The sequence below is a fragment of the Stenotrophomonas sp. ASS1 genome, from assembly GCF_004346925.1.
Classification (GTDB): Bacteria; Pseudomonadota; Gammaproteobacteria; order Xanthomonadales; family Xanthomonadaceae; genus Stenotrophomonas; species Stenotrophomonas maltophilia_A.
Genome location: NZ_CP031167.1, coordinates 502,815 through 522,500 on the forward strand (window position 1 = coordinate 502,815; position 19,686 = coordinate 522,500).

The 19,686-nt window shown below is 68.4% G+C and carries 19 protein-coding genes and 1 riboswitch; of the genes, 8 read left to right on the forward strand and 11 right to left on the reverse strand.

Annotated features, from left to right (window positions below):
- Positions 1 to 16 precede the first annotated feature (16 nt).
- The 3 genes from MG068_RS02340 (at position 17) to gph (ending at position 2,456) form a co-directional block, all read left to right on the forward strand.
- Complete coding sequence (locus MG068_RS02340) at positions 17 to 946, forward strand: LysR family transcriptional regulator (protein ID WP_132809073.1); 930 nt, start codon at positions 17 to 19, stop codon at positions 944 to 946.
- Positions 943 to 1,734, forward strand: a complete 792-nt coding sequence (locus MG068_RS02345; RefSeq protein WP_132809075.1) for a class I SAM-dependent methyltransferase — start codon at positions 943 to 945, stop codon at positions 1,732 to 1,734. The genes MG068_RS02340 and MG068_RS02345 overlap by 4 nt, the downstream gene beginning before the upstream one ends.
- 65 nt (positions 1,735 to 1,799) lie before the next feature.
- Positions 1,800 to 2,456: a phosphoglycolate phosphatase gene (gph, locus tag MG068_RS02350; RefSeq protein WP_132809077.1), complete on the forward strand. Its 657-nt coding sequence runs from the start codon at positions 1,800 to 1,802 to the stop codon at positions 2,454 to 2,456.
- A 141-nt stretch (positions 2,457 to 2,597) separates the two neighbouring features.
- Here the strand turns inward: gph and btuB are convergent, their stop codons facing one another.
- On the reverse strand, positions 2,598 to 4,439 hold the full coding sequence (btuB, locus tag MG068_RS02355; protein ID WP_132809079.1) for a TonB-dependent vitamin B12 receptor: 1,842 nt from the start codon (positions 4,437 to 4,439) through the stop codon (positions 2,598 to 2,600).
- A gap of 115 nt (positions 4,440 to 4,554) precedes the next feature.
- Positions 4,555 to 4,777, reverse strand: a riboswitch (cobalamin riboswitch).
- Positions 4,778 to 4,919: 142 nt separating this feature from the next.
- On the opposite strand from btuB, the gene MG068_RS02360 reads away from it, so the two are divergent.
- Entirely contained in the window at positions 4,920 to 5,498 is a 579-nt protein-coding gene (locus MG068_RS02360) for a histidine phosphatase family protein (protein ID WP_032128728.1), read from the forward strand.
- 91 nt (positions 5,499 to 5,589) lie between these two features.
- Here the strand turns inward: MG068_RS02360 and MG068_RS02365 are convergent, their stop codons facing one another.
- Entirely contained in the window at positions 5,590 to 5,952 is a 363-nt protein-coding gene (locus MG068_RS02365) for a TfoX/Sxy family protein (RefSeq protein WP_032128727.1), read from the reverse strand.
- Positions 5,949 to 6,431 (reverse strand): GAF domain-containing protein, encoded by a 483-nt coding sequence (locus tag MG068_RS02370; RefSeq protein WP_005407940.1) that lies wholly within the window; start codon positions 6,429 to 6,431, stop codon positions 5,949 to 5,951. Before MG068_RS02370 ends, MG068_RS02365 begins: the two co-directional genes overlap by 4 nt.
- A gap of 68 nt (positions 6,432 to 6,499) precedes the next feature.
- On the opposite strand from MG068_RS02370, the gene bioD reads away from it, so the two are divergent.
- A complete protein-coding gene (bioD, locus tag MG068_RS02375) occupies positions 6,500 to 7,183 on the forward strand; it encodes a dethiobiotin synthase (protein WP_132809081.1) in 684 nt (227 codons plus the stop codon).
- Between the two features lie 75 nt (positions 7,184 to 7,258).
- On the opposite strand, the gene MG068_RS02380 is transcribed toward bioD, so the two are convergent.
- From MG068_RS02380 to msrB, 5 genes are all read right to left on the reverse strand, one after another.
- Positions 7,259 to 7,456, reverse strand: coding sequence for a hypothetical protein (locus MG068_RS02380; RefSeq protein WP_049461855.1), 198 nt, complete (start codon positions 7,454 to 7,456; stop codon positions 7,259 to 7,261).
- Between the two features lie 39 nt (positions 7,457 to 7,495).
- Entirely contained in the window at positions 7,496 to 8,944 is a 1,449-nt protein-coding gene (locus tag MG068_RS02385) for an aminotransferase-like domain-containing protein (protein WP_125892471.1), read from the reverse strand.
- A gap of 204 nt (positions 8,945 to 9,148) precedes the next feature.
- Positions 9,149 to 9,886, reverse strand: a complete 738-nt coding sequence (gene msrA / locus MG068_RS02390; protein ID WP_049424850.1) for a peptide-methionine (S)-S-oxide reductase MsrA — start codon at positions 9,884 to 9,886, stop codon at positions 9,149 to 9,151.
- A 14-nt stretch (positions 9,887 to 9,900) separates the two neighbouring features.
- On the reverse strand, positions 9,901 to 11,670 hold the full coding sequence (locus MG068_RS02395; protein WP_132809083.1) for a cytochrome c biogenesis protein DipZ: 1,770 nt from the start codon (positions 11,668 to 11,670) through the stop codon (positions 9,901 to 9,903).
- A gap of 2 nt (positions 11,671 to 11,672) precedes the next feature.
- A complete protein-coding gene (gene msrB, locus MG068_RS02400) occupies positions 11,673 to 12,245 on the reverse strand; it encodes a peptide-methionine (R)-S-oxide reductase MsrB (RefSeq protein WP_132809085.1) in 573 nt (190 codons plus the stop codon).
- 144 nt (positions 12,246 to 12,389) lie between these two features.
- Between msrB and MG068_RS02405 the strand changes: the two genes are divergently transcribed.
- Together MG068_RS02405 and MG068_RS02410 are read left to right on the forward strand one after the other, a co-directional pair.
- Complete coding sequence (locus tag MG068_RS02405) at positions 12,390 to 13,109, forward strand: response regulator transcription factor (protein WP_012509950.1); 720 nt, start codon at positions 12,390 to 12,392, stop codon at positions 13,107 to 13,109.
- A complete protein-coding gene (locus tag MG068_RS02410; RefSeq protein ID WP_132809087.1) occupies positions 13,106 to 14,575 on the forward strand; it encodes a sensor histidine kinase in 1,470 nt (489 codons plus the stop codon). Before MG068_RS02405 ends, MG068_RS02410 begins: the two co-directional genes overlap by 4 nt.
- Here MG068_RS02410 and MG068_RS02415 read toward each other — a convergent pair.
- Together MG068_RS02415 and MG068_RS02420 are read right to left on the reverse strand one after the other, a co-directional pair.
- Complete coding sequence (locus tag MG068_RS02415) at positions 14,572 to 15,918, reverse strand: ATP-binding protein (RefSeq protein ID WP_049461657.1); 1,347 nt, start codon at positions 15,916 to 15,918, stop codon at positions 14,572 to 14,574. The two genes, MG068_RS02410 and MG068_RS02415, sit on opposite strands and share 4 nt — an antisense overlap.
- The gene (locus tag MG068_RS02420; RefSeq protein WP_049461656.1) at positions 15,915 to 16,604 is read right to left on the reverse strand and encodes a winged helix-turn-helix domain-containing protein; all 690 of its coding nucleotides are present in this window, start codon (positions 16,602 to 16,604) and stop codon (positions 15,915 to 15,917) included. The genes MG068_RS02415 and MG068_RS02420 overlap by 4 nt, the downstream gene beginning before the upstream one ends.
- Positions 16,605 to 16,954: 350 nt before the next feature.
- On the opposite strand from MG068_RS02420, the gene asnB reads away from it, so the two are divergent.
- Positions 16,955 to 18,856, forward strand: a complete 1,902-nt coding sequence (gene asnB / locus MG068_RS02425) for an asparagine synthase (glutamine-hydrolyzing) (protein ID WP_049461655.1) — start codon at positions 16,955 to 16,957, stop codon at positions 18,854 to 18,856.
- A 379-nt stretch (positions 18,857 to 19,235) separates the two neighbouring features.
- Here the strand turns inward: asnB and MG068_RS02430 are convergent, their stop codons facing one another.
- Positions 19,236 to 19,583, reverse strand: a complete 348-nt coding sequence (locus MG068_RS02430; RefSeq protein ID WP_132809089.1) for a phasin family protein — start codon at positions 19,581 to 19,583, stop codon at positions 19,236 to 19,238.
- Positions 19,584 to 19,686 lie beyond the last annotated feature (103 nt).

The window sequence follows — 19,686 nt, forward strand, 5'->3', positions numbered from 1 at the left end:
TGCATGGATCGAGCATATGGACCGATTGACCGCCATGACCGTCTTCGTCGAGGTGGCCGAGCGCGGCAGCCTCACCGCCGCCGCCGAGGTGCTGGACATGTCGCGGGCGATGGTCAGCCGCTACCTGGCCGAGGTCGAGGGCTGGCTGGGCGCACGGCTGCTGCACCGGACCACGCGCCGGGTCAGCCTGACCGGTCCTGGAGAGGCGGCACTGGCGCGCTTCCGGCAGATGCTGGCGATCGGTGAAGAACTGCAGGGCGAACTGGCCAGCGATGATCCCGAGCCGCATGGCACGTTGCGGGTGACCTGCAGCGTCTCGTTCGGGCAGAGCCATCTGGCACGGGCGGTGGCTGGCTTCGTCGCGCGCCATCCGGCGGCGCGCATCGAGCTGCTGCTGGTCGACCGCACGGTGAACCTGGTGGAAGAGCGCGTGGATCTGGCGGTGCGCATCGCCCGCCAGATCGACCCGAGCCTGATCGCGCGGCGGCTGGCCACCTGCCGTTCGGTGCTGTGCGCGACGCCGTCCTACCTGCAGGCGCGTGGCACACCGACCGCTCCCGAGCACCTGGCCGCGCACAACTGCCTGACCCACCACTACGTCGGCAAGAGCCTGTGGCAGCTGCACCGCGACGGTCGTTCGCTGTCGGTGGCGGTGGGTGGCAACATCAGCGCCAACGAGGCCTCGCTGCTGCTGGAGGCGGTGCGCGCCGGTGCCGGCATCGCCATGCTGCCGACCTACCAGGTGGCGCCGCTGCTGCGCAGTGGCGAGCTGATCGAATTGCTGCCCGAATTCAGCCTGGACGAACTCGGCATTCATGCCGTGTACGCGTCACGGCGCCAGCAGCCCGCTATCATGCGGCGATTCCTGGATTTCCTGGGCGAGTGTTTCGCCAGCCCGGCCTTCCAGGATCTGGATTGGCGCCCACCGGGCAAGGAGAACACATGAACCATGGACAGGCCTTGATCGACCACAACCGTGCTGCCTGGGACCGCCAGGCCAGCGAAGTGCGCGAATGGTCGCGCCCGGTGGAAAGTTCAACGATTGCCGCCGCGCGCGAAGGCCGCTGGCAGGTGCACCTGACGCCCCGCGCGTTGCCACTGGACTGGATGGGTGATGTGCGCGGCCGTCGCATCCTGTGCCTGGCCTCAGGCGGTGGCCAGCAGGCACCGGTGCTGGCCGCTGCGGGCGCTGACGTCACCGTGTTCGATCTCTCCGACGGGCAGCTGGAACAGGACCGCAGGGTCGCCGCGCGCGATGGCCTGCAGCTGCGCACCGTGCAGGGCGACATGCGCGATCTGCACGTGTTTGCCAACGACAGCTTCGATGTGGTGTTCCACCCGATCTCCAACCTGTATGTGCCCGATGTGCGCCCGGTGTGGACCGAATGCCGCCGCGTGCTGGCGCGTGATGGCATGCTGATGGCCAGCTTCTACAACCCGGTGCTGTTCGTCGGTGCGCGCGATCCGCAGCTGGATGCACAGGGCCTGATCCGGCCGCAGTACGCCATTCCCTATTCGGACCTGGAAGACCTGCCACCGGCCGAGCGCGAGGCGAAGCTGGCGCGGGGCGATGCGCTGACCTTCGGCCACAGCCTGACCGAACTGATCGGTGGACAGCTGGATGCCGGCTTCGTCATCGATCGCTTCATGGAAGACTGGCAGCCGCAGCCGCGCTTCCTGATCGACCGCTATCTGCCCACCTACCTGGCTACCCGCGCGCGCCGGATCGGTTGAGGCAGGCCTGCCCAAAATACTGCGGCGTACAATGGACGGCCCCACGTCGCACAGGTGCCGTTCCCTTGTCGTATCCCTATCCGCTGGTCGTGTTCGACCTCGATGGCACGCTGGTCGACAGCGCTGCCGATATTGCCGAAGCACTGAACCGCACGCTGGAAGACATCGGCCTGGCACGCGTGCCGGAAACCACGGTGCTCGGTTGGATCGGCGACGGTGTGCGCCGCCTGGTCGAGCAGGCCGTGCAGGCCGCCGGCCGCGAGGTGGACCTGGCCGAGGTGATGCCGGTGTTCATGGTGCACTACCGTGAGTGCCTGCTGCGCAGCCCGCGCCTGTTCGACGGCGTGGCCGAAGCGCTGACGCAGCTGCGTGCACGCCATGTGCCGCTGGCGATCTGCACCAACAAGCCCGAAGCGCTGGTGCCGCCGCTGCTGCAGCACCTGGGCATCGGTGATGCGTTCGCGCTGGTGCTGGGTGGTGATTCGCTGCCGCAGCGCAAGCCCAGCGGTGAGCCGCTGCGGCATATCGCTGCGCACTTCGGGCTGCCGATCGACGCCTGCCTGATGGTGGGTGACTCGCTGACCGACTACCGCGCCGCCGAAGATGCAGGGATGCCGATCGCGCTGGTGCGTTACGGCTACCCGCGTGGCCTGGACCTGGCCACCGCACAGGCGGTGGCGGTGATCGACGACCTGCGTGAACTGCCGGGGTTGCAGGGCTGAGGCAACGGACATCCCTGGTCGCTGGCCGGTAACCCGGGCCGACGCAATGGGTAGTGCCGGCCGCTGGCCGGCAACCCGGGATGCGCTGCCGAAGGTCATGATGTTGCCGGCCAGCGGCCGGCACTACCATGACCGTCGCGCTCACTTCGGCTGGTAACGCACGCTCAGCTGGTACTCGCGGCCGGGCTGGTTGAACCACGCCACCGTCTCGTAGCGGCGATCGAACACGTTGGCGGCACGGGCCAGTAGCGACCACTCCGGCGTCAGCGCGTACTCCGCGCGCAGGTCCAGCGTGCCGTAGCCGCCGACCTTCACTGCGTTGGCCGCATCGTCATAGCGCTTGCCCGCACCCTGCACGGTCAGGCCGGCGCGGAAATCGCCGAAGCGGCGGTCGACGTCCAGGCGTGCGGTCTGCTGTGCACGGCGCGGCAGCCAGTTGTCGAACTGGGTGCTGCCATGGGTGCGGTTGCGCGGATCGGTGTAGCTCAGCTGCGCGTTGATGTCGAAGCCGGCCAACAGCACGCCACCGGTCAGCTCGGCACCACGGATGCGCGCCTTCTCCACCTGCTGCATTTTCATCGTGGACGCATCGTAGGTGATGAGGTCATCGATGCGGGTCTCGTAGACGTCCAGGCCCCAATGCCAGCCCTGGCCCTGCTGCGAAACACCGAGGTTGGCACTCTTCGACTTCTCCGGGTTCAACGTTGGCACGCCGCTCCACGGGTCGTACAGGTCGCTGAAGGTCGGTGCCTTGAACGCGGTGCCGTAGCTGGCGTTGACGCGCAGGCCGTGGTCCAGCTGCATCGCCCAGCCGAGACTGCCGGTGGCGTGGTTGCCGAATTGCTGGTTGTCGTCGTTGCGTACGCTGGCCTGCAGCTGGTGGCGGCCGAAGCGGCCCTGATACTGCACGAACACGCCGGTGTTGCGACGGCTGTCGACGAGGTAGCCCGCGCTGCTGCCATCCAGGTTGTCTTCGCTCCAATCCACGCCTGCACTCAGCAGCTGGCCCTCGGCCACGCCGAAGTCGCCCTGCAGCGAGGCGCTGTCACGATGGGTCTGGGCGCTGCCGAACACCCCCGGTGCGCCGAAGTTGTCCGACTCGTTGTCACTGCGGCCGACGTTGGCGGTGAATGCCAGGCGTTCAGACGGGGTGTAGCGCACTTTGCCAGCGAGCACCTGCTGGCGGGTTTCCGAATAGTTGTAGTAACCGTCGTAGTGGTTCTTGCCGTCGGCGCGCAGCGCGCTGCCTTCCACGTTCCACTGGTCGTTGAAGGTGTAGCCGCCACGCAGGCTCTTGGACAGGTTGCGGTAGCCGTCGCGGTCGGGTTCGTCGGCGAAGCAACCGGTGAACAGCGTCGCCGAGCCACGGCAGGCATCGATGCCATCGGAATGCTGGTAGGCGATGTCGGCGCCGAACCAGCCGCGTTCGGTGCCACCACCGATGCCGCCGCTGGCTTCGCGCAGGCCGTTGCTGCCGCCACCGAGCTGGAAGTGCGGAGCGAAATCACCCTGGTTGCGGCGCGTGAAGATCTGGATCACGCCACCGATGGCGTCGGCGCCGTACAGGCTGGACTGCGGGCCGCGCACGATTTCCACGCGCTCGATCTGCGCCAGCGGCAGGTCCTGGTACATGGCCAGGCCGAGGTCGGCACTGTTGATGCGCACGCCATCGACCAGCACTACGGTGTGGCCCGAGTTGGTGCCGCGCAGGAACAGCGAGCTCTGCTTGCCGAGGCCGCCGGCATTGGTCAGGTTGATGCCGGCACGGCCGCGCAGCAGCTCCTGCAGCGAGGTGGCCTGGCTGGATTCGATCTGCGCGCGGTCGATCACCTGCGCTGGCGCGATGCTGTCCTGCAGGGAGATCGGGGTGCGGGTGGCGGTGACCAGGATCTGGTCGAGCGCGGTGGTGTCATCGGCGGCCTGGACCAGCGCGGGCAGGGCGGCCAGCACGGCCAGGGACAGCATTCGGGACTGCAGCTTCATGGGGGACTCCAAGTGCCACGCACGCCCGCGTGGCGAAGGGGAGGAGCCGCGAAGGCAGGCATGCGCCGACGCCGCAGCGCAGGCTGCGGTCATCCAGCGCCATGCCCACCGCATCGCGACCTGAGGCTTCCTGGCCGGTCTCCGGGCTTGCCGCCGGGTGGCGCGAGGCCACCGTCCAGGCGCCTTCCCATGCCTGCGGCACAGTGGCGTTGTTGCCTGGAACTGACGTGCTTACCGTTGCGGGGGCAGCGCCGGCCTGGCGTGGATCCACGCGTCACCGGCTTCCCGTTTCAACCTGCCGGCCGTGGCCGCAGGTCACCTGGAAGTGCGCGCAGTCTACGGCATCGCAGGCGGCCCGTAGCGTCGAGCCTGCTCGACTGCCTTTGCTGTGCCCTTAGAATGGTCCCTCGATCCCGTGGTGCCGTTGCCGATGTCCGCCCGTTTTCCGCTGTTCCCGCGTTGCCTGTACAGGACGCACGCATGATCCTCGACCTGGTCCGCCATGCCGGCAACGGTCGCGATGAGTTCCTCGATGGCCGCAGTGATCCACCGCAGCTGGCCCGCCTGCCGCAGGAACTGGTCGACGCCTACGCTGCGCAGCCCTGGGAGCGGGTGATCAGTTCGCCACGGCTGCGCTCGCTGCACACGGCGATGGCCCTGGCCACGCCGCGTGGGCTGGACGTGGAAGCGGACGAGGAATGGGAAGAGCTGGATTTCGGCGATTGGGACGGGCAGTCGCTGTTCGACCTGCCGGAGGACGCATTGGCGGCCTTCCATGCCGACCCGCATGCATTCCCGCCGCCGAACGGCGAAAGCTGGGGCCACTTCGAGCGGCGCATCGCGCGCGCGCTGGATCGCCTGCTTGATGATGACGATCCGGTACCGACGCTGGTGGTCAGCCACGGCGGCCCGCTGCGCATGGTGCTGTCGCAGGTCTGCGGCCTGCCGATGTCGCTGTGCTGGGCCCTGCGTATTGACCACGGCACACGCCTGCGGGTGTGGCTGGAGCGCGGCGAGGTCGGGCTGGTGGGCGAACTGCTGGAGCTGCAGCAGCCCTGACCGCACTCGCCGGGCATGACCCGGCGCTACCGATCCCGCATCACAGTGGTAGTGCCGGCCGCTGGCCGGCATCCCCAGGAACGCGGAGGCCTCAATCCTCGTCCGCGCGCTCGGCCACGCTGTCCTCAGCGTCGTCGTCAGCATCGAAGCGCTGCTCATGCACCGGGCCCGAAGCGGGGCCGGCCGCCTTCAGCGGATGCGCAGCGATGCGCGCTTCGTAATCCTGCACCAGCGCCTCACGCTGCGGCTCGCTCAGTTCCTGCCAATGGCAGTCCAGCAACGCGCCTTCCAGTGAATAGAGCAGGTTCAGGCTGGGCTTGAAGCCGGCGCGCTTGACCTTGACGAAGGCACCGACCGCGCCGATCGCAACCAGATCCTCGCGGCTGCGCAGGCCGACCTGACGCAGCCACGCCGCACTCTTCGGGCCGATGTTGCGCAGCTTCGGTGCGCTCATCCCAGCGCCTCGACGAACACGCGGGCGATGGCTTCCAGGCCGGCTTGGTCGTCGGCATCGAAGCGGCCGACTTTCGGGCTGTCGATGTCGAATACGCCGATCAGTTCATCGCCGCGCAGCAGCGGCACCACCAGTTCCGAGCGCGAGGCCGAATCGCAGGCGATGTGGCCGGGGAAGGCATCGACGTCCTCCACGCGCTGGGTCACGCGCTGGCTGGCGGCGGCACCGCACACGCCCTTGTCCAGCGGGATGCGCACGCAGGCCGGCAGGCCCTGGAATGGCCCGACCACCAGTTCCTTGCCGTCGTACAGGTAGAAGCCCACCCAGTTCAGGTCGGGCAGAGCGTGATAGACCAGTGCGGAGAGGTTGGCCGCGTTGGCGATGCGGTCGGACTCGGCGTAGACCAGGCCGCGGGCCTGTTCCAGCAGCTGGGCGTATTGTTCCGGCTTGCTGCCGGTGAGCGAGGCATTGGCGAACATGCCCGCAGTCTAGCAAGCGCGCCGGGCCGGCGATAATGCAGGCTCTGTTGCCCCGCTGGAGCTTATCGATGCCGTTGCCCGCCACGCTGCCGCCTGCCCTGTTCGTCACCGGCACCGATACCGGGATCGGCAAGACCGCAGCCAGCACCGCGCTGCTGCATGCACTGCGCCGGCGCGGCCTGCGCGCGGTTGGCATGAAGCCGGTGGCCAGCGGCAGCGAAGACCTGGGGCAGGGCCTGCGCAACGAGGACGCGCTGGCGCTGCAGGCGGCCAGTTGGCCGGTGCCGGACTATGCCGACCTGAATCCGTACGCGCTGCGGCAACCGCTGGCGCCGGAGCTGGCCGCTGCCGAGGATGGCGTGCAGGTGGAACTGGCGCCGATCGTGGCAGCGTTCGCGCGCCTGCGTGCGCAGGCCGATGTCGTGGTGGTGGAGGGCGTTGGCGGTTGGCTGGCGCCGGTCTCGGCCACGCTCGACCAGCTCGACCTGGTGCGTGCATTGCATCTGCCGGTAGTACTTGTGGTCGGCATGCGGCTGGGCTGCGTCAACCACGCACGGCTGACTGCGCAGTCGCTGCAGGCCAGCGGCGTGGAGTGCCTGGGCTGGATCGGCAACCACATCGACCCGGTGATGCAGCGCCAGGATGAGAACATCGCGACGCTGCAGCAGCGCCTGCCGATGCCGTGCTGGGGGCGGCTGCCGTATCTGCCGGGAGCGGATGGCGAAGCACTGAGCGCGTACCTGCTCGAGTGACCCTGGGTAGTGCCGGCCGCTGGCCGGCAACTGCATCCACCCGGCGATCCCGAGGTTGCCGGCCAGCGGCCGGCACTACCGTGTTGCAGCTGCCAGCTCCTTCGCGATCGCACCGAGCCGCTCCACCGCGCCGATGAAGCGCGCATCCAGCATCTGGCAGCACGACAGCCGCAGGCAGTGGCGATAGCGCGCGCCGCGCGAGTACACGCGGCGCTGGGCGTGCACCTGCTTGAGTGATCCTAGGTAGTGCCGGCCGCTGGCCGGCAACTGCATCCACCTGGCGATCCCGAGGTTGCCGGCCAGCGGCCGGCGTTACCGTGCTGCAGCCGCCAGCTCCCGCGCGATCGCACCCAGCCGCTCCACCGCACCGATGAAGCGCGCATCCAAGGTCTGGCAGCACGACAGCCGCAGGCAGTGGCGGTAACGCGCACCACGCGAATACACCTGGCCGGGCATGAACACGATGTCCTCTACCAGCGCACGTTCGAACAGCTCACGCGTATCCACGCCCGGCAGTTCGAGCCACAGCAGGAAGCCGCCTTGCGGCTCGGTGGCACGGGTGCCGGCCGGGAAGTGTTCGGCCACCAGCTGGCGCAGCCGTCCCACCTGTTCGCGGTACAGCCGGCGCATGCGGTGCAGGTGATGCTCGTAGCTTCCGGCTTCCAGATACGCCGCCACCGCATCGCCGAGCAGTTGAGGCTCGCCACCGGTGGACTGGAATTTCAGCAGCGCGATGCGCTCGGCGAAGCGGCCGCCATCCAGCCAGCCGATACGGTAATCCGGCGCCAGTGTCTTGGAGAACCCACCGACCACCATCACCCAGCCATCGCGATCGAAGGCCTTCAGCAAGGGCGCCGGCGGTTCGCAGAACTGCAGCTCGGCGTACACCGCATCCTCGATCAGCGGCAGTTGCCGTGCGTTGACCAGTTCGGCCAGGCGTTGCTTGGCGGGTGTCGGCATGGTGCAGCCCAGCGGATTGTGCACGGTGGGCATCACCACCAGTGCGGCCAGCGGCGTGTGCTCCAGCAGCGCATCCAATGCGTCGACATCCAGCCCGTGCTGCGGGTGGGTGGGCAGCTCGATGGCCTGCAGGCCGAGGTTGGCCAGCAAGGGGTAGAGGTTGAAGTAGGACGGCGCCTCGATGCCGACCGCGTCGCCGGGCTGGGTGACCGCGCGCAACGCCAGCTGCAGGGCCTCCATCGCGCCGTGGGTCAGCAGCAGCCGCTCGCTATGGGTGTGCAGGCCCATGCGTGGACCGCGACGCACGATCTGCGCCAGCAGCCTGGGGGAGCCGTTTGGGCGCGCGTAGGTTTCCACTGTCTGCTGGCCGTGCCGCAGCACCTGCGCGGTATGCCGGGCCAGCTGCGCGCCCGGATAGAACTGGCGACCGCGCGGACCGGCGAAGGCCAGGTCGATCACTCCGGAGCGACGTTGTGCCTCCAGCACGCGCGCCATCAGCACCTGCTGCAGTGGTGCGGTGGGGGCGGACGGGGTATCACGCAGCGAACGCTCTGGCACCGACAATCGCGGCGCGACCTCGAAGCCGGCCTTTGGCCGCGGAATGACCAGGCCGGCGTCCTCCAGCTGGCGATAGGCCGCGATCACCGTGTTCAGGCTGAGCCTTCGCTGCAGGGCCATCTGCCGCAGTGAAGGCAGGCGGCTGCCGACCGGGAGACGTCCGCCGTGAATGGCCTCGGCCAGTTCGTCGGACAGCCGTTGGTAGCGGGGTGGGATCATCGCGCTCTGGTCATCTGTATCCATCGAACTTCCCGCCATCTGGTTCTGTACCCATGATGATGGCGAGCCTAGCATGTCGTTGTCGGACGGGCCTGATCGGGGCACGGCCGATACTTCCCAAGCGCACGGCTGGATGGCCGTGCGTCTTTTTTTGGAGGTGGTACCGGCCGCTGGCCGGCGATCCCCAGATCCGCAGGAGCCGGCCAGCGGCCGGCACTACCCGGGTCGTTACCGCATCGGCACCAGTGCCGCGTCGCGCCGGTACAGCGCCGGGAACTGCTTGCCCAGTGCCGCCAGCTTCGGTGCGTCGTAGTAGCGGATGTAGGCCGCCTGCGGGTAGTTGGTCATGTAGTTCTGGTGGTAGCTCTCGGCCGGGTAGAAGTGCTGGCCGCTGACCAGCTGGGTGACGATCGGTGCGCGGTAGCTGCCGGCCTGGCCGAGCTGGGCGATGTAGGCGCGGCTGGCCGCCTGCTGGCGTGCGTCATCACTGAAGATCGCCGAGCGGTACTGACTGCCGTGGTCCGGCCCCTGTCGATTGAGCTGGGTCGGATCGTGCACCACCGAGAAGAACACCTGCATCAGCTGGCCATAGCTGACCTGGCGCGGGTCGTAGTCGATCTTCACCGCCTCGGCATGACCGGTCTGGCCACCGCTGACGCGCTCATAGCGCGCATTGGCCGCGCTGCCACCGATGTAGCCGGACACCGCATTGCTCACGCCTTTGACGTGCTGGAACACGCCCTGCACGCCCCAGAAGCAACCGCCGGCGAACACCACGCTGGCATGGGTGGCGTCATCGCGGAACGCGGCGTCGCCGCTGGGCGCCGGTAGTGCCTTGGCCTGCGCGCTGGCTTCCAGCGGTGCCGCGACTGCGCCGTGGTCGACCAGCAGCACGCCAGCGATCAATGCAGTAGCTACCAAGCCGGCGACACCGGCGGCGATACCTTGTTCAAAAGAGAGTTTCATCGTGTGCTCGCGTTTCAACCGAAGGTGAAGGCATAGGCCTGCACGCCCGCATCGAGGAATTCGATCTCGAAGCGATGCGGGCCGACCGCGCCGCGCTGGCGCACCAGCTGGTACAAGCGGTGTTCGTTGACCACGCCGCTGCCATCGGCGCCGACATCGCTGCCGGCATCGGCGATGGGCAGCGGCTTGCCATCCAGCCAGACGCGGAAGCGCACTGGCTTGCCGTCCTCGCTCGGTGCCAGCACCAAGTGCAGGTCGCGCGCATGGAACTGGAATGCAATGCGGCCACCGGCCTGCTGCAGCTGCGCAGCTTCATCGGTAACGGTCCAGCGCCCCGACAGTCCCCACCGGTTCAACGCCAGGGTGGCCGGCAGGTTGTAGTCGAACGCGGTGTCGCTGCGCTGCCCGCCGGGCGAGGCGAACTGCTCGGCGCGGGCGTGGCCCAGGTAGGTTTCCGGCGAACGCAGGTTGCCCATGTCGGCCTGCACGGCCACGCCCTTCAGGTCGGCGGCAGCGGGATCGGCCGGTGGTGGCAGGTTGGTCTGCCCGGCTTCGGTCAGCAGGCGACGGATCATCTGTTCCGAGCGCGCATAGTTGCCCTCGCCGAACTGGTGGCCGCGGATATTGCCCTGCGCGTCGACGAAGTACTGCGCCGGCCAGTAGCGGTTGTTGAACGCGCGCCAGATCGTGTACTGGTTGTCGAGCGCCACCGGGTACTCGACCTTCAGTTCCTGCACCGCTTTCATCACGTTGCTCGGGTTGCGTTCGAAGGCGAACTCCGGCGTGTGCACGCCGATCACCACCAGCCCATGGTCACGGTAGCGACGCTCCCATTCGTGCACGAACGGCATCGCGCGCAGGCAGTTGATGCAGGAATAGGTCCAGATATCGACCAGCACCACCTTGCCGCGCAGCTGCTGTGCACTCAGCGGCGGGCTGTTGAGCCAGCCGGTGGCGCCATCCAGCGCGGGCAGGGTGCCTTCCACCGGCAGCGGTGCATCGGCACCTGCATTGGCGCCGGCCATCATCATCATCGGTGGTGCCGCCGGCTGCGCGCCGGGCACTGCGTCCAGCAGGCTTTGCTCGATACGCGCGGTGCTGACCGTGGACAGGCGGGTCAGCAGGCCGGTATCCCAGCCGAGGCCGATCGCCACGACGGCCAGCAGCGCGGCTACACCCAGCACCTTGCGCAGGACATCGCCGAGGCCGAGCCTCGCCTGCAGCGCACGGAACACCCGGCCGCCGGCCCACACCGCCAGCGCCAGCGCGGTGATCGCACCCGATGCATAGGCAAGCAGCAGGGTGCTGGTACCGACGCTGGCGCCATGCAGGGCAGCACCGGTCAGCACCAGGCCGAGGATCGGCCCGGCGCACGGTGCCCACAGCAGGCCGGTGGCGATGCCGATCAGCAGCGAGGTCCACGCGCCGCCGTGCCCCGCGGCATCAGCGGCATCGGCACGCGCGCTCAGGCGTGCACCCACACGCTGGAACGGCGCCAGCAGATGGTCGGCCAGCCGCGGCCAGAGCAGGGCGACCGCGAACAACGCCATCAGCAGCAGGGCGATCCAGCGTCCAACCTGGTTGGCCTGCGCCACCCATTGGCTGCCCACCGCGGCCAGGCTGGCGACCACGGTGAAGGTGAGCGCCATGCCCAGCAGCAACGGCAGCGTGCTGCGCAGGAACGGGCGATCGGCACGCGCGAACACGAACGGCAGCACCGGCAGGATGCAGGGGCTGAGCAGGGTCAGCGCGCCCCCGAGGTAGGCAAGCAGCAACAGCAGCATCGTCAGGCTCCGGAAGCAGGGGAAGAACCGACCGGCACCCGCCAGCCGTCGGCAGTGCCATCAGTGGCACCGGGAACGAACACCATCGCCGCACCGTTCATGCAGTAGCGCAGCCCGGTCGGGCGTGGCCCATCGTTGAACACATGGCCGAGATGGCCGCCGCAGCGGCGGCAATGCACCTCCACCCGCAGCATCCCGAAGGTGACGTCGCGGTCTTCGCCGATGGCGTTGTGCAGCGGTGCCCAGAAGCTGGGCCAGCCGGTGCCGCTCTCGAACTTGGTGGACGAGGAGAACAGCGGCAGTGCACAGCCGGCGCAAGCGAAGGTGCCCTGCCGATGTTCCTTGTTGAGCGGGCTGCTGTACGGGCGCTCGGTGGCCTGCTGGCGCAGCACCGCGTACTGCGCCGGGGTCAGCTGCTGGCGCCACTGAGCATCGCTGCGCATGACCTCGAACTGTCGCGACGGACGCGCTTCGGCGGCGGCCGGGGCGGCGCGGCTGCAGGCCCCCAGGCCGAGCAGGCCGGCGGCGGTGGCAACACCACCCAGGCCGAGTAGATGGCGGCGGGAGAGGGGCATGGCGGACTCCGGGAAGGGGCGACGGGGCCATGCTGCGCCCGCCCGGGTCAACGAATCCTCACGCAGGATTCAATTTTTCGTGAGGTATCGGCGGCCGTCCCGCGCCACAATGCAGCCAGCTTCCCCACTGGCTCCGAGCTGCCGATGTCGACCAAACGCGTGCTGATCGTCGAAGACGATGCCCACATCGCTGACCTGCTGCGCATGCACCTGGGCGATGAAGGCTATGACGTGGCCCACGCCGCCAGCGGTGACGGTGGCCTGCGCCTGCTGGAACAGGACGGCCCATGGGATGCGCTGGTGCTGGACGTGATGCTGCCCGGTGTCGACGGCCTGCAGGTGTGCCAGCGTGCACGCGCGATGGCGCGCTACGTGCCGATCATCATCATCAGCGCGCGCGGCAGTGAGACCCAGCGCATTGTCGGCCTGGAGCTGGGCGCGGACGACTACCTGGCAAAACCCTTCTCGATGCCGGAACTGGTGGCACGGGTGCGCGCCCTGCTGCGCCGCGCCGAGGCGATGGCACAGAGCGCACGCATCGATGCCGGCGCGATCGAGCTGGGTGGGCTGCAACTCGATCCGGTCGCGCGCACCGCGTCGGTGGATGGCAATGCGCTGGAGCTGACGCCGCGCGAATTTGATCTGCTGCTGTTCTTCGCCCGTCATCCGGACCAGGTGTTCGCGCGCATGGAACTGCTCAACCAGGTCTGGGGCTACCAGCACGATGGTTACGAGCACACGGTCAACACCCACATCAACCGCCTGCGCAGCAAGATCGAACCCGACCCGGCGAACCCGCGGCGATTGCTGACGGTGTGGGGCCGCGGCTACAAGCTGGTCGATCCGGCCGGGGCGGCGGCATGATCAAGCCCAATCTGTGGCAGAAGCTGGCGGTGGTGACCGCCGCGCTGATGCTGATGTGCTGCATGGCGTTGCTGGCACTGCAGATGCGCGCCAACACCCGCCATGAGCAGGAAGTGGTGCAGCGGCTGTCGCTGGGCCTGGCCGAACACATCGCCCAACGCAGCGAACTGATGGACACCAGCGGCATGCGCGATGCTGCGGTGCGTGCGCTGTTCGGCCAGCTGATGGCGGTCAATCCCAGCGTCGAGGTCTACCTGCTGGACGACCAAGGCCGCATTCTCGGCCACGACGCGCCCAGCGGCCATCTGGTGCGCAACAAGGTGGACGTGGCACCGCTGCGCCGCCTGCTGTCGGGTGCGCCACTGCCGATCCTCGGCGATGACCCGCGCAGCGCCGAGGGCCGCAAGGTGTTCAGTGCTGCACCGTTGATCGTGCAGGGCCGCCAGGCCGGTTATGTGTACGTGGTGCTGGTGGGCGAACACCGGCAGATGCTCGCCGACGATCTCGCCGCCGGCAGCCAATGGAACACCACATGGTGGTCAGTCGTGCTGGTGGGGGGCCTCGGCCTGTTTGCCGGGCTGGTGGCGTTCTACTGGGTGACGCGTCCGCTGCGGCGCCTGACCCGACGCATCCAGGCGTTCGACATCGACGCGCCGACCCCACTGCCGCCGCCGGAGCCACTGCGGCCCGGTGAGCGCGATGAACTGGTGATCCTGGAACACGCGCATGCGCAGATGGCGCAGCGGCTGGGTGAGCAATGGCAGCAGTTGCGCCAGCAGGACCTGCAGCGGCGCGAGCTGGTTGCCAACATCTCGCACGACCTGCGTACGCCGTTGTCGTCGCTGCATGGCTACCTGGAAACGCTGGCGCTGAAGGACGCCACGCTGTCACCGGACGAGCGCCGCCGCTACCTCGGTATCGCGCTGGCACAGAGCGCCAAGGTTGGCCGGCTGGCGCGCGCGCTGTTCGAGCTGGCGCGGCTGGAGCACGGTGAAGTGCGTCTGGAGTGGGAAGTGTTCGCGCTGCCGGAGCTGCTGCAGGACGTACTGCAGAAGTTCGAGCTGGCCGCGCAGGCGCGCAACCAGCGCCTGCACGCGGAATTTCCGCCCGGCCTGCCGCTGGTACGTGCCGACCTGGGCCTGGTCGAGCGGGTGCTGACCAACCTGCTCGACAATGCATTGCGGCACGCGCCGGAAGGTGGGCGGATCGAAGTGTGCCTGCGTGCGACCGCGGACAGCATCGAGGTGAGCGTGGCCGATGATGGTCCCGGTGTGGCAGCGGCGCTGCGCGCACAGTTGTTCCAGGCGCCGGCCGCACTGGGCGCACGGCGTGGCGAGAACGGTGGCCTCGGCCTGTTGATCGTGCAGCGTATCGTGCAGCTGCATGGCCGCCGCATCGAACTGCGCGACAGTGAGCGTGGCGCGCTGTTCGTGTTCGCGTTGCCGCGCGCGGAGCCGGCGGCCTAGCAGGCCGCCTCGCTCACCACGGCACCGCCGCTTTCCAGAGGCAGGTGCAGGCGGATGCAGGCACCGCCCAGTTCGGAGTCGGTCACTTCAACGTGGCCGCCATGCTTGTCAGCCACCACCTGCACCAGTGCCAGGCCGAGACCGAAACCGGGGCTGCCCGGGTCCAGCCGCACATAGGGTTGCAGCACCTGGCCGCGCAGTTCGGGCGCGATGCCGGGGCCGTCGTCCTCCACCTGCAGGCACAGCCAGCCATCGTTGACCGTGCTGGCGATGCGGATCTGCCGCCGCGCATAGCGCAAGGCATTGCCGAGCAGATTGCGCAGCGCCAGTTCCAGCATATGCCGGTTGACGTTGACCAGGCCTGCTGGCGACAGCGCCTGCTGTACCGGCAGCGGCAGCGGTGCGAACTGGGCCACCACGCCACGGACCAGCGCGGCCAGCTGCAGGCGCTGGCGGGTCAGCTGATGGCAGCGGCCCAGCGCGGCGTACTCGACGCCGGCATCGGTGAGGTGCTGCAGGCGATCGACGTCGGTGCGCAGGCCACCCAGCGCATCGCGCTGGATCTCGTCGAGTGCGGTGTCCTCCAGGTCGGCCAGGCCGAAGCGCATCCGCGCCAACGGCGTGCGCACTTCATGCGCGACCGCCTGCGCCAGCACGCGCTGGCTCTCCAGCAGCTGCTGCAGCTGCTCGGCCATGTGGTTGAAGGCATTGGCCAGCGGCCGCACCAGCGCGGTGCCGGCACGCGGCGCACGCGTATCCAGCTGGCCGTCGCGCATCTGCCGCGCCGCCTGTGCCAGCTGCGACACATCGCGCCACAGGCGGTAGACCATCACGTACATCGGCAGCGCCACGGCCACCATCAGGATCAGCAGCAGGATCGCCACGCCGGACACTTCGCTGTCCTGCCAGCCTTCCTCAGGCAACGCTTCATCCAGTGGCCCCAGCATCACGGCATAGTTGCTGTCGCCGATCCGCTGCAGGCTGCGCATGTGTTCCAGGTCGATCTGCACACGGCCGTTGTTGAACGGCGGTCGCTGGCTGGCCGACAGCGCCTTCTCCGCCTCGGCCAGCGGCACCATTCGCAGGGCATAGGCGAAGTCGGCGTCGAGCCCTCGTGCCAGCGCCGGCCACTGGTCACGTGGTGTTTCCGCGAAGCGTTGCTGCAGCAGCGCATGGGTGCCACGCATCTCGGCCAGCAGGCTGGCTTCGGTGCGGTCTTCCAGCAGCGCATCCCAGGCCCACAGGCCCAGCACGATCAGCAGCAGGTGGGCGACCAGGAAGCCGATGCCGTAGCGCAGGAAGTGGAAGGCGTGGCCGCGCATCGCCGAGTGCGTGCGCTTCATCCCCATGCCGAGCGGCTGAACAGGTAGCCGCGTCCACGGACGGTCTTGATCCGCTCCGGTTGTTCAGGGTTGTCGCCCAGCTTGCGGCGCAGGCGCGAGATGCGCGCATCGATCGAACGGTCCAGGCCGTCAAAGGCGATGCCACGCAGGCCGCGCAGCAGCGCATCGCGGTCCAGGATCTGGCCGGCGTTGCTGGCCAGCAGGAACAGCAGGTCGAACTCGGCCGTGGTCAGCTCCAGCAGGCCGCCCTGCAGGTGCACGTTGCGGGTGGACGGGTCGATGTTCAGCTCGCCGAAGCGCAGGCTGCCGTCGCGCGGTTCGACCCGGCGGTGGCGGCGCAGATGGGCACGCAGGCGGGCGAGCAGCACCCGCGGTTCGATGGGTTTACCGATGTAATCGTCGGCCCCCAGCTCCAGTCCCAGCACCTGGTCAATGTTGTCGGTGCGGGCGGTCAGCACACAGATGATGCCGTCATAGTGGGGCCGGATCTGCCGACACACTTCGAAACCATCCTGGTCGGGCAGGCCGACATCGAGCAGGACCAGGGCCGGCTTCTCGGCCAGGATCCGGGCCACCGCGCGCTCGCCACTGCGCTCATGGGCCACCTGGTAGCCATGCCGCCGCAGATAGTCGCTGACCATCGTACCCAGGCGGGCATCGTCTTCAACCAGTACGATATCCAGCATTTTCAAGGCCTCCGTGGGCGCAAACGTACCGCCACGGCACGAGCGCGGCGATGCTATCCCAGCCTGCGGGCCGCCCGGGTCCCGGGGGCGGGCGCCATTCAGCCGGGGTTGCTGGCGCTCGGGCCGGGCCTCAGGCCTGGCAACAACTTGGCGTCCAGCATAGCTTGTTGCCGTTACAAAACGTTACCTTCGTGATACGTCTGGTGACCATCGCTGACAGCAAAGCGACTGACGCGGGGCAGGTGGGGCGCCGAGCATGGAGTCTCCTCCGCTCCGCGTGCCGTTCCCATGTCGCTCGCCGCCCCCTGCCTGCTGAACCCGTCCCGCCGCTGCCGCTGCGGAGGTGCCCGATGAGCGGCGTGGTCGGGGCCTGGTTGCCGCCCGCCGAGGACGAGCACCTGCTGCAGCAGCTGGCGCCGATGCTGCGCGCCCTGCAGCAGCGTGGCCGGGGCCGCATCGGTTACTGGACCGACGCCGAGGCCGGTCTGGCGCTGGGTCACTGCCGGGCGCCGACCGACACTCCGCTGCAGCCACTGAGCTCGGATTGCGGCCGCTACGTGTTGTGCCTGGACGGCCGCCTGTACAACCGCGCCGACCTGCAGGCGCAGCTGCGCGAGCTGCCACGCAGCTGCAGTGACGCCCGGCTGTTGCTGCAGGCGATCGTTGAATGGGGCGTGGAGCGGGCGCTGTCGCGTATCGAAGGCGCGTTCGGTTTCAGCGTCTGGGACCGCGAATCGCGTGAGTTGTGGCTGGCGCGTGATCCGGTGGGCGAGCGGCCGCTGTATTACGGCTGGTTCCAGGGCCAGTTCCTGTTCGCCTCGGAAATGAAGGCGCTGCAGGCCTTCGCCGGCTTCGCGCCGAGCATCGACCAGGATGCGCTGAGCCTGCTGCTGCGCCACGACTATGTGCCGGCGCCGCACACCATCTACCGGGGCATCCACAAGCTGGTGGCCGGCGCGGTGCTGCGCGTCGATCTGGATGACCACGCTGCCGGCGGTTCCAGCCAGGCGGCGGAAGGGGGCGCGCGCTACTGGTGCGCACGCGATGCGATGCAGAGTGCGCTGCAGGAACCCCTGCAGCCGGCGCCGAGCCTGGAACAGGCCACCGACCAGCTGGAAGTGGTGTTGCAGAAGGCGATCGCGGCACGCATGCATTCGCCGCTGGCCTGCGGTGCGTTCCTGTCCGGCGGCACCGACTCGTCGCTGGTGACCGCGATGATGCAGGCGCAGTCGACGCTGCCGATCGAGGCCTGGACGGTCGGCTTCGACGATCCCGGCCACGACGAAAGCGATTGGGCCTCGCAGGTCGCTCGCCACCTGGGTGTGCAGCACCATCTGCACCGGATGGATGCGCGCCAGGGCCTGGACCTGCTGCAGCGCCTGCCGCAGGTCTGGTGCGAGCCCTTCGCCGATGCCTCGCAGCTGCCGACCCTGCTGGCCAGTGAACTGCTGGGCGCGCGCAAACCGGTGGCGCTGACCGGCGACGGTGGCGATGAACTGTTCTTCGGTCATCCCAGCTATGGCCGGGCGCTGCGCAATGCACGCCTCTGTGGTGGCTTGCCGGACTGGGTGCGTGATCTGGCGCGGCGCAGTGGCAACCGCATGAACGTCGAGCGTGGCCGCCTGGGCGGCTGGCGTGCGCTGGTGGCCGAGGTTGCCGCCAACGATGTGGAAGGGCATTACCTGCAACGTGTCACCCGCTGGCGGCAGCCGGCGCAGGTGGTGCTGGGCGCACGTGAGCCGATGACGATCTTCCAGCAGCAGGACTCTGCGCTGCCGGCCGAGGCGCGCATCCAGCTGTTGGATTTCCGCATGGATCTGGCCGAGGGCATCCTCGCCAAGGTCGACCGTGCCGGCATGGCGGCGGGCGTGGAGACGCGTGCGCCGCTGCTGGACATGGAGGTGGTGCGTCTGGCCTGGCGCCTGCCGCAGCACCTGAAGTACCACGATGGTGAGCACAAGCGGATCCTCAAGCACCTGCTGGCGCGCTACCTGCCGGAACCGCTGGTGTACCGCCCCAAGCGCGGTTTTGGCCCGCCGATGGCGCGTTGGCTGGCGGGCCCGCTGCGCGATTGGGCGGAGGCGCTGCTGGATCCGCAGCTGCTGCGCAACCAAGGGTGTTTCGATGTTGCGCGCGTGCGCGGTATCTGGGAGGCGTTCCTGCGTGGTGAGCGCAAGTGGCACACGCACCTGTGGAACGTGCTGATGTTCCAGGCGTGGCATCAGCACTGGCACGGTGGTCGCGGGCGCTGAGCGATTTCTGCATCGCGTGCGGCGGATTGAATCATCGTGGCGCGGGGCGGATGCCCTTGCGTACGAATGTCCTCCGGCGCCTAGTTGAAAGGCGCCACGAGCGCTGCGCTTTACCTGCCGTAAGCCGAGTCTCGTCGGGGCGGGCAGGGGTCTGGGCAAAGTAAAAGTAAAGGAGGAGGTGACGGCCAACGGCCGGCGCCGGGGGACATTTGCCCAGGCCCCTGCCTGTCCCGGCGGGGCCCTTCAGTTCGCGGCGAATCCAGACGAGGAAGCGCTCTTCAATGCAGACGCCAGGCAAAAAAAGACCCGGCAGAGGGAGGGATCTGCCGGGTCCGGATTGCGCGGGGGGAGGGACCCACGCAATGAGCGTTGCGTCGCGTCAGTGGTTGTTCGCGTCCGCCGTTGATTCGTTGTAGCCGTGCACCAGTTCGGACCAGGCCTTGCCGGCCTGCAGGCCAAGGCCGACCACGTCCTGCTGGGCCTGGCCGAGCCGCTGCAGGTTGTCCTGCCACAGCTGTGCGCCCTTGTTGAGCACCCCGGCCGCGTCGTCACTGCGGGCCAGCTCGCCGAGCCAGCCGCCGGTCGCGGTCAGGTTGCGCTCCATCGCCTTCAGCTGCACCCCGAACATGCTTTCCGCGTTCTCCAACGCCAACCGGTTCGCACGCGTTGCCGCGGCGGCGAGCTGGCGGGTGGCATCACTGAAGCGATCGCTGAAGGCGGTGGCCATGGGGGCATCAGGGAGTGGCTTGATGCAGTGCAGCATACGCCGTTGATGCGGCAATGCAACAAAAATAACAAAGGCGCCCAGGGCGCCTTTGAAACACCTTTCA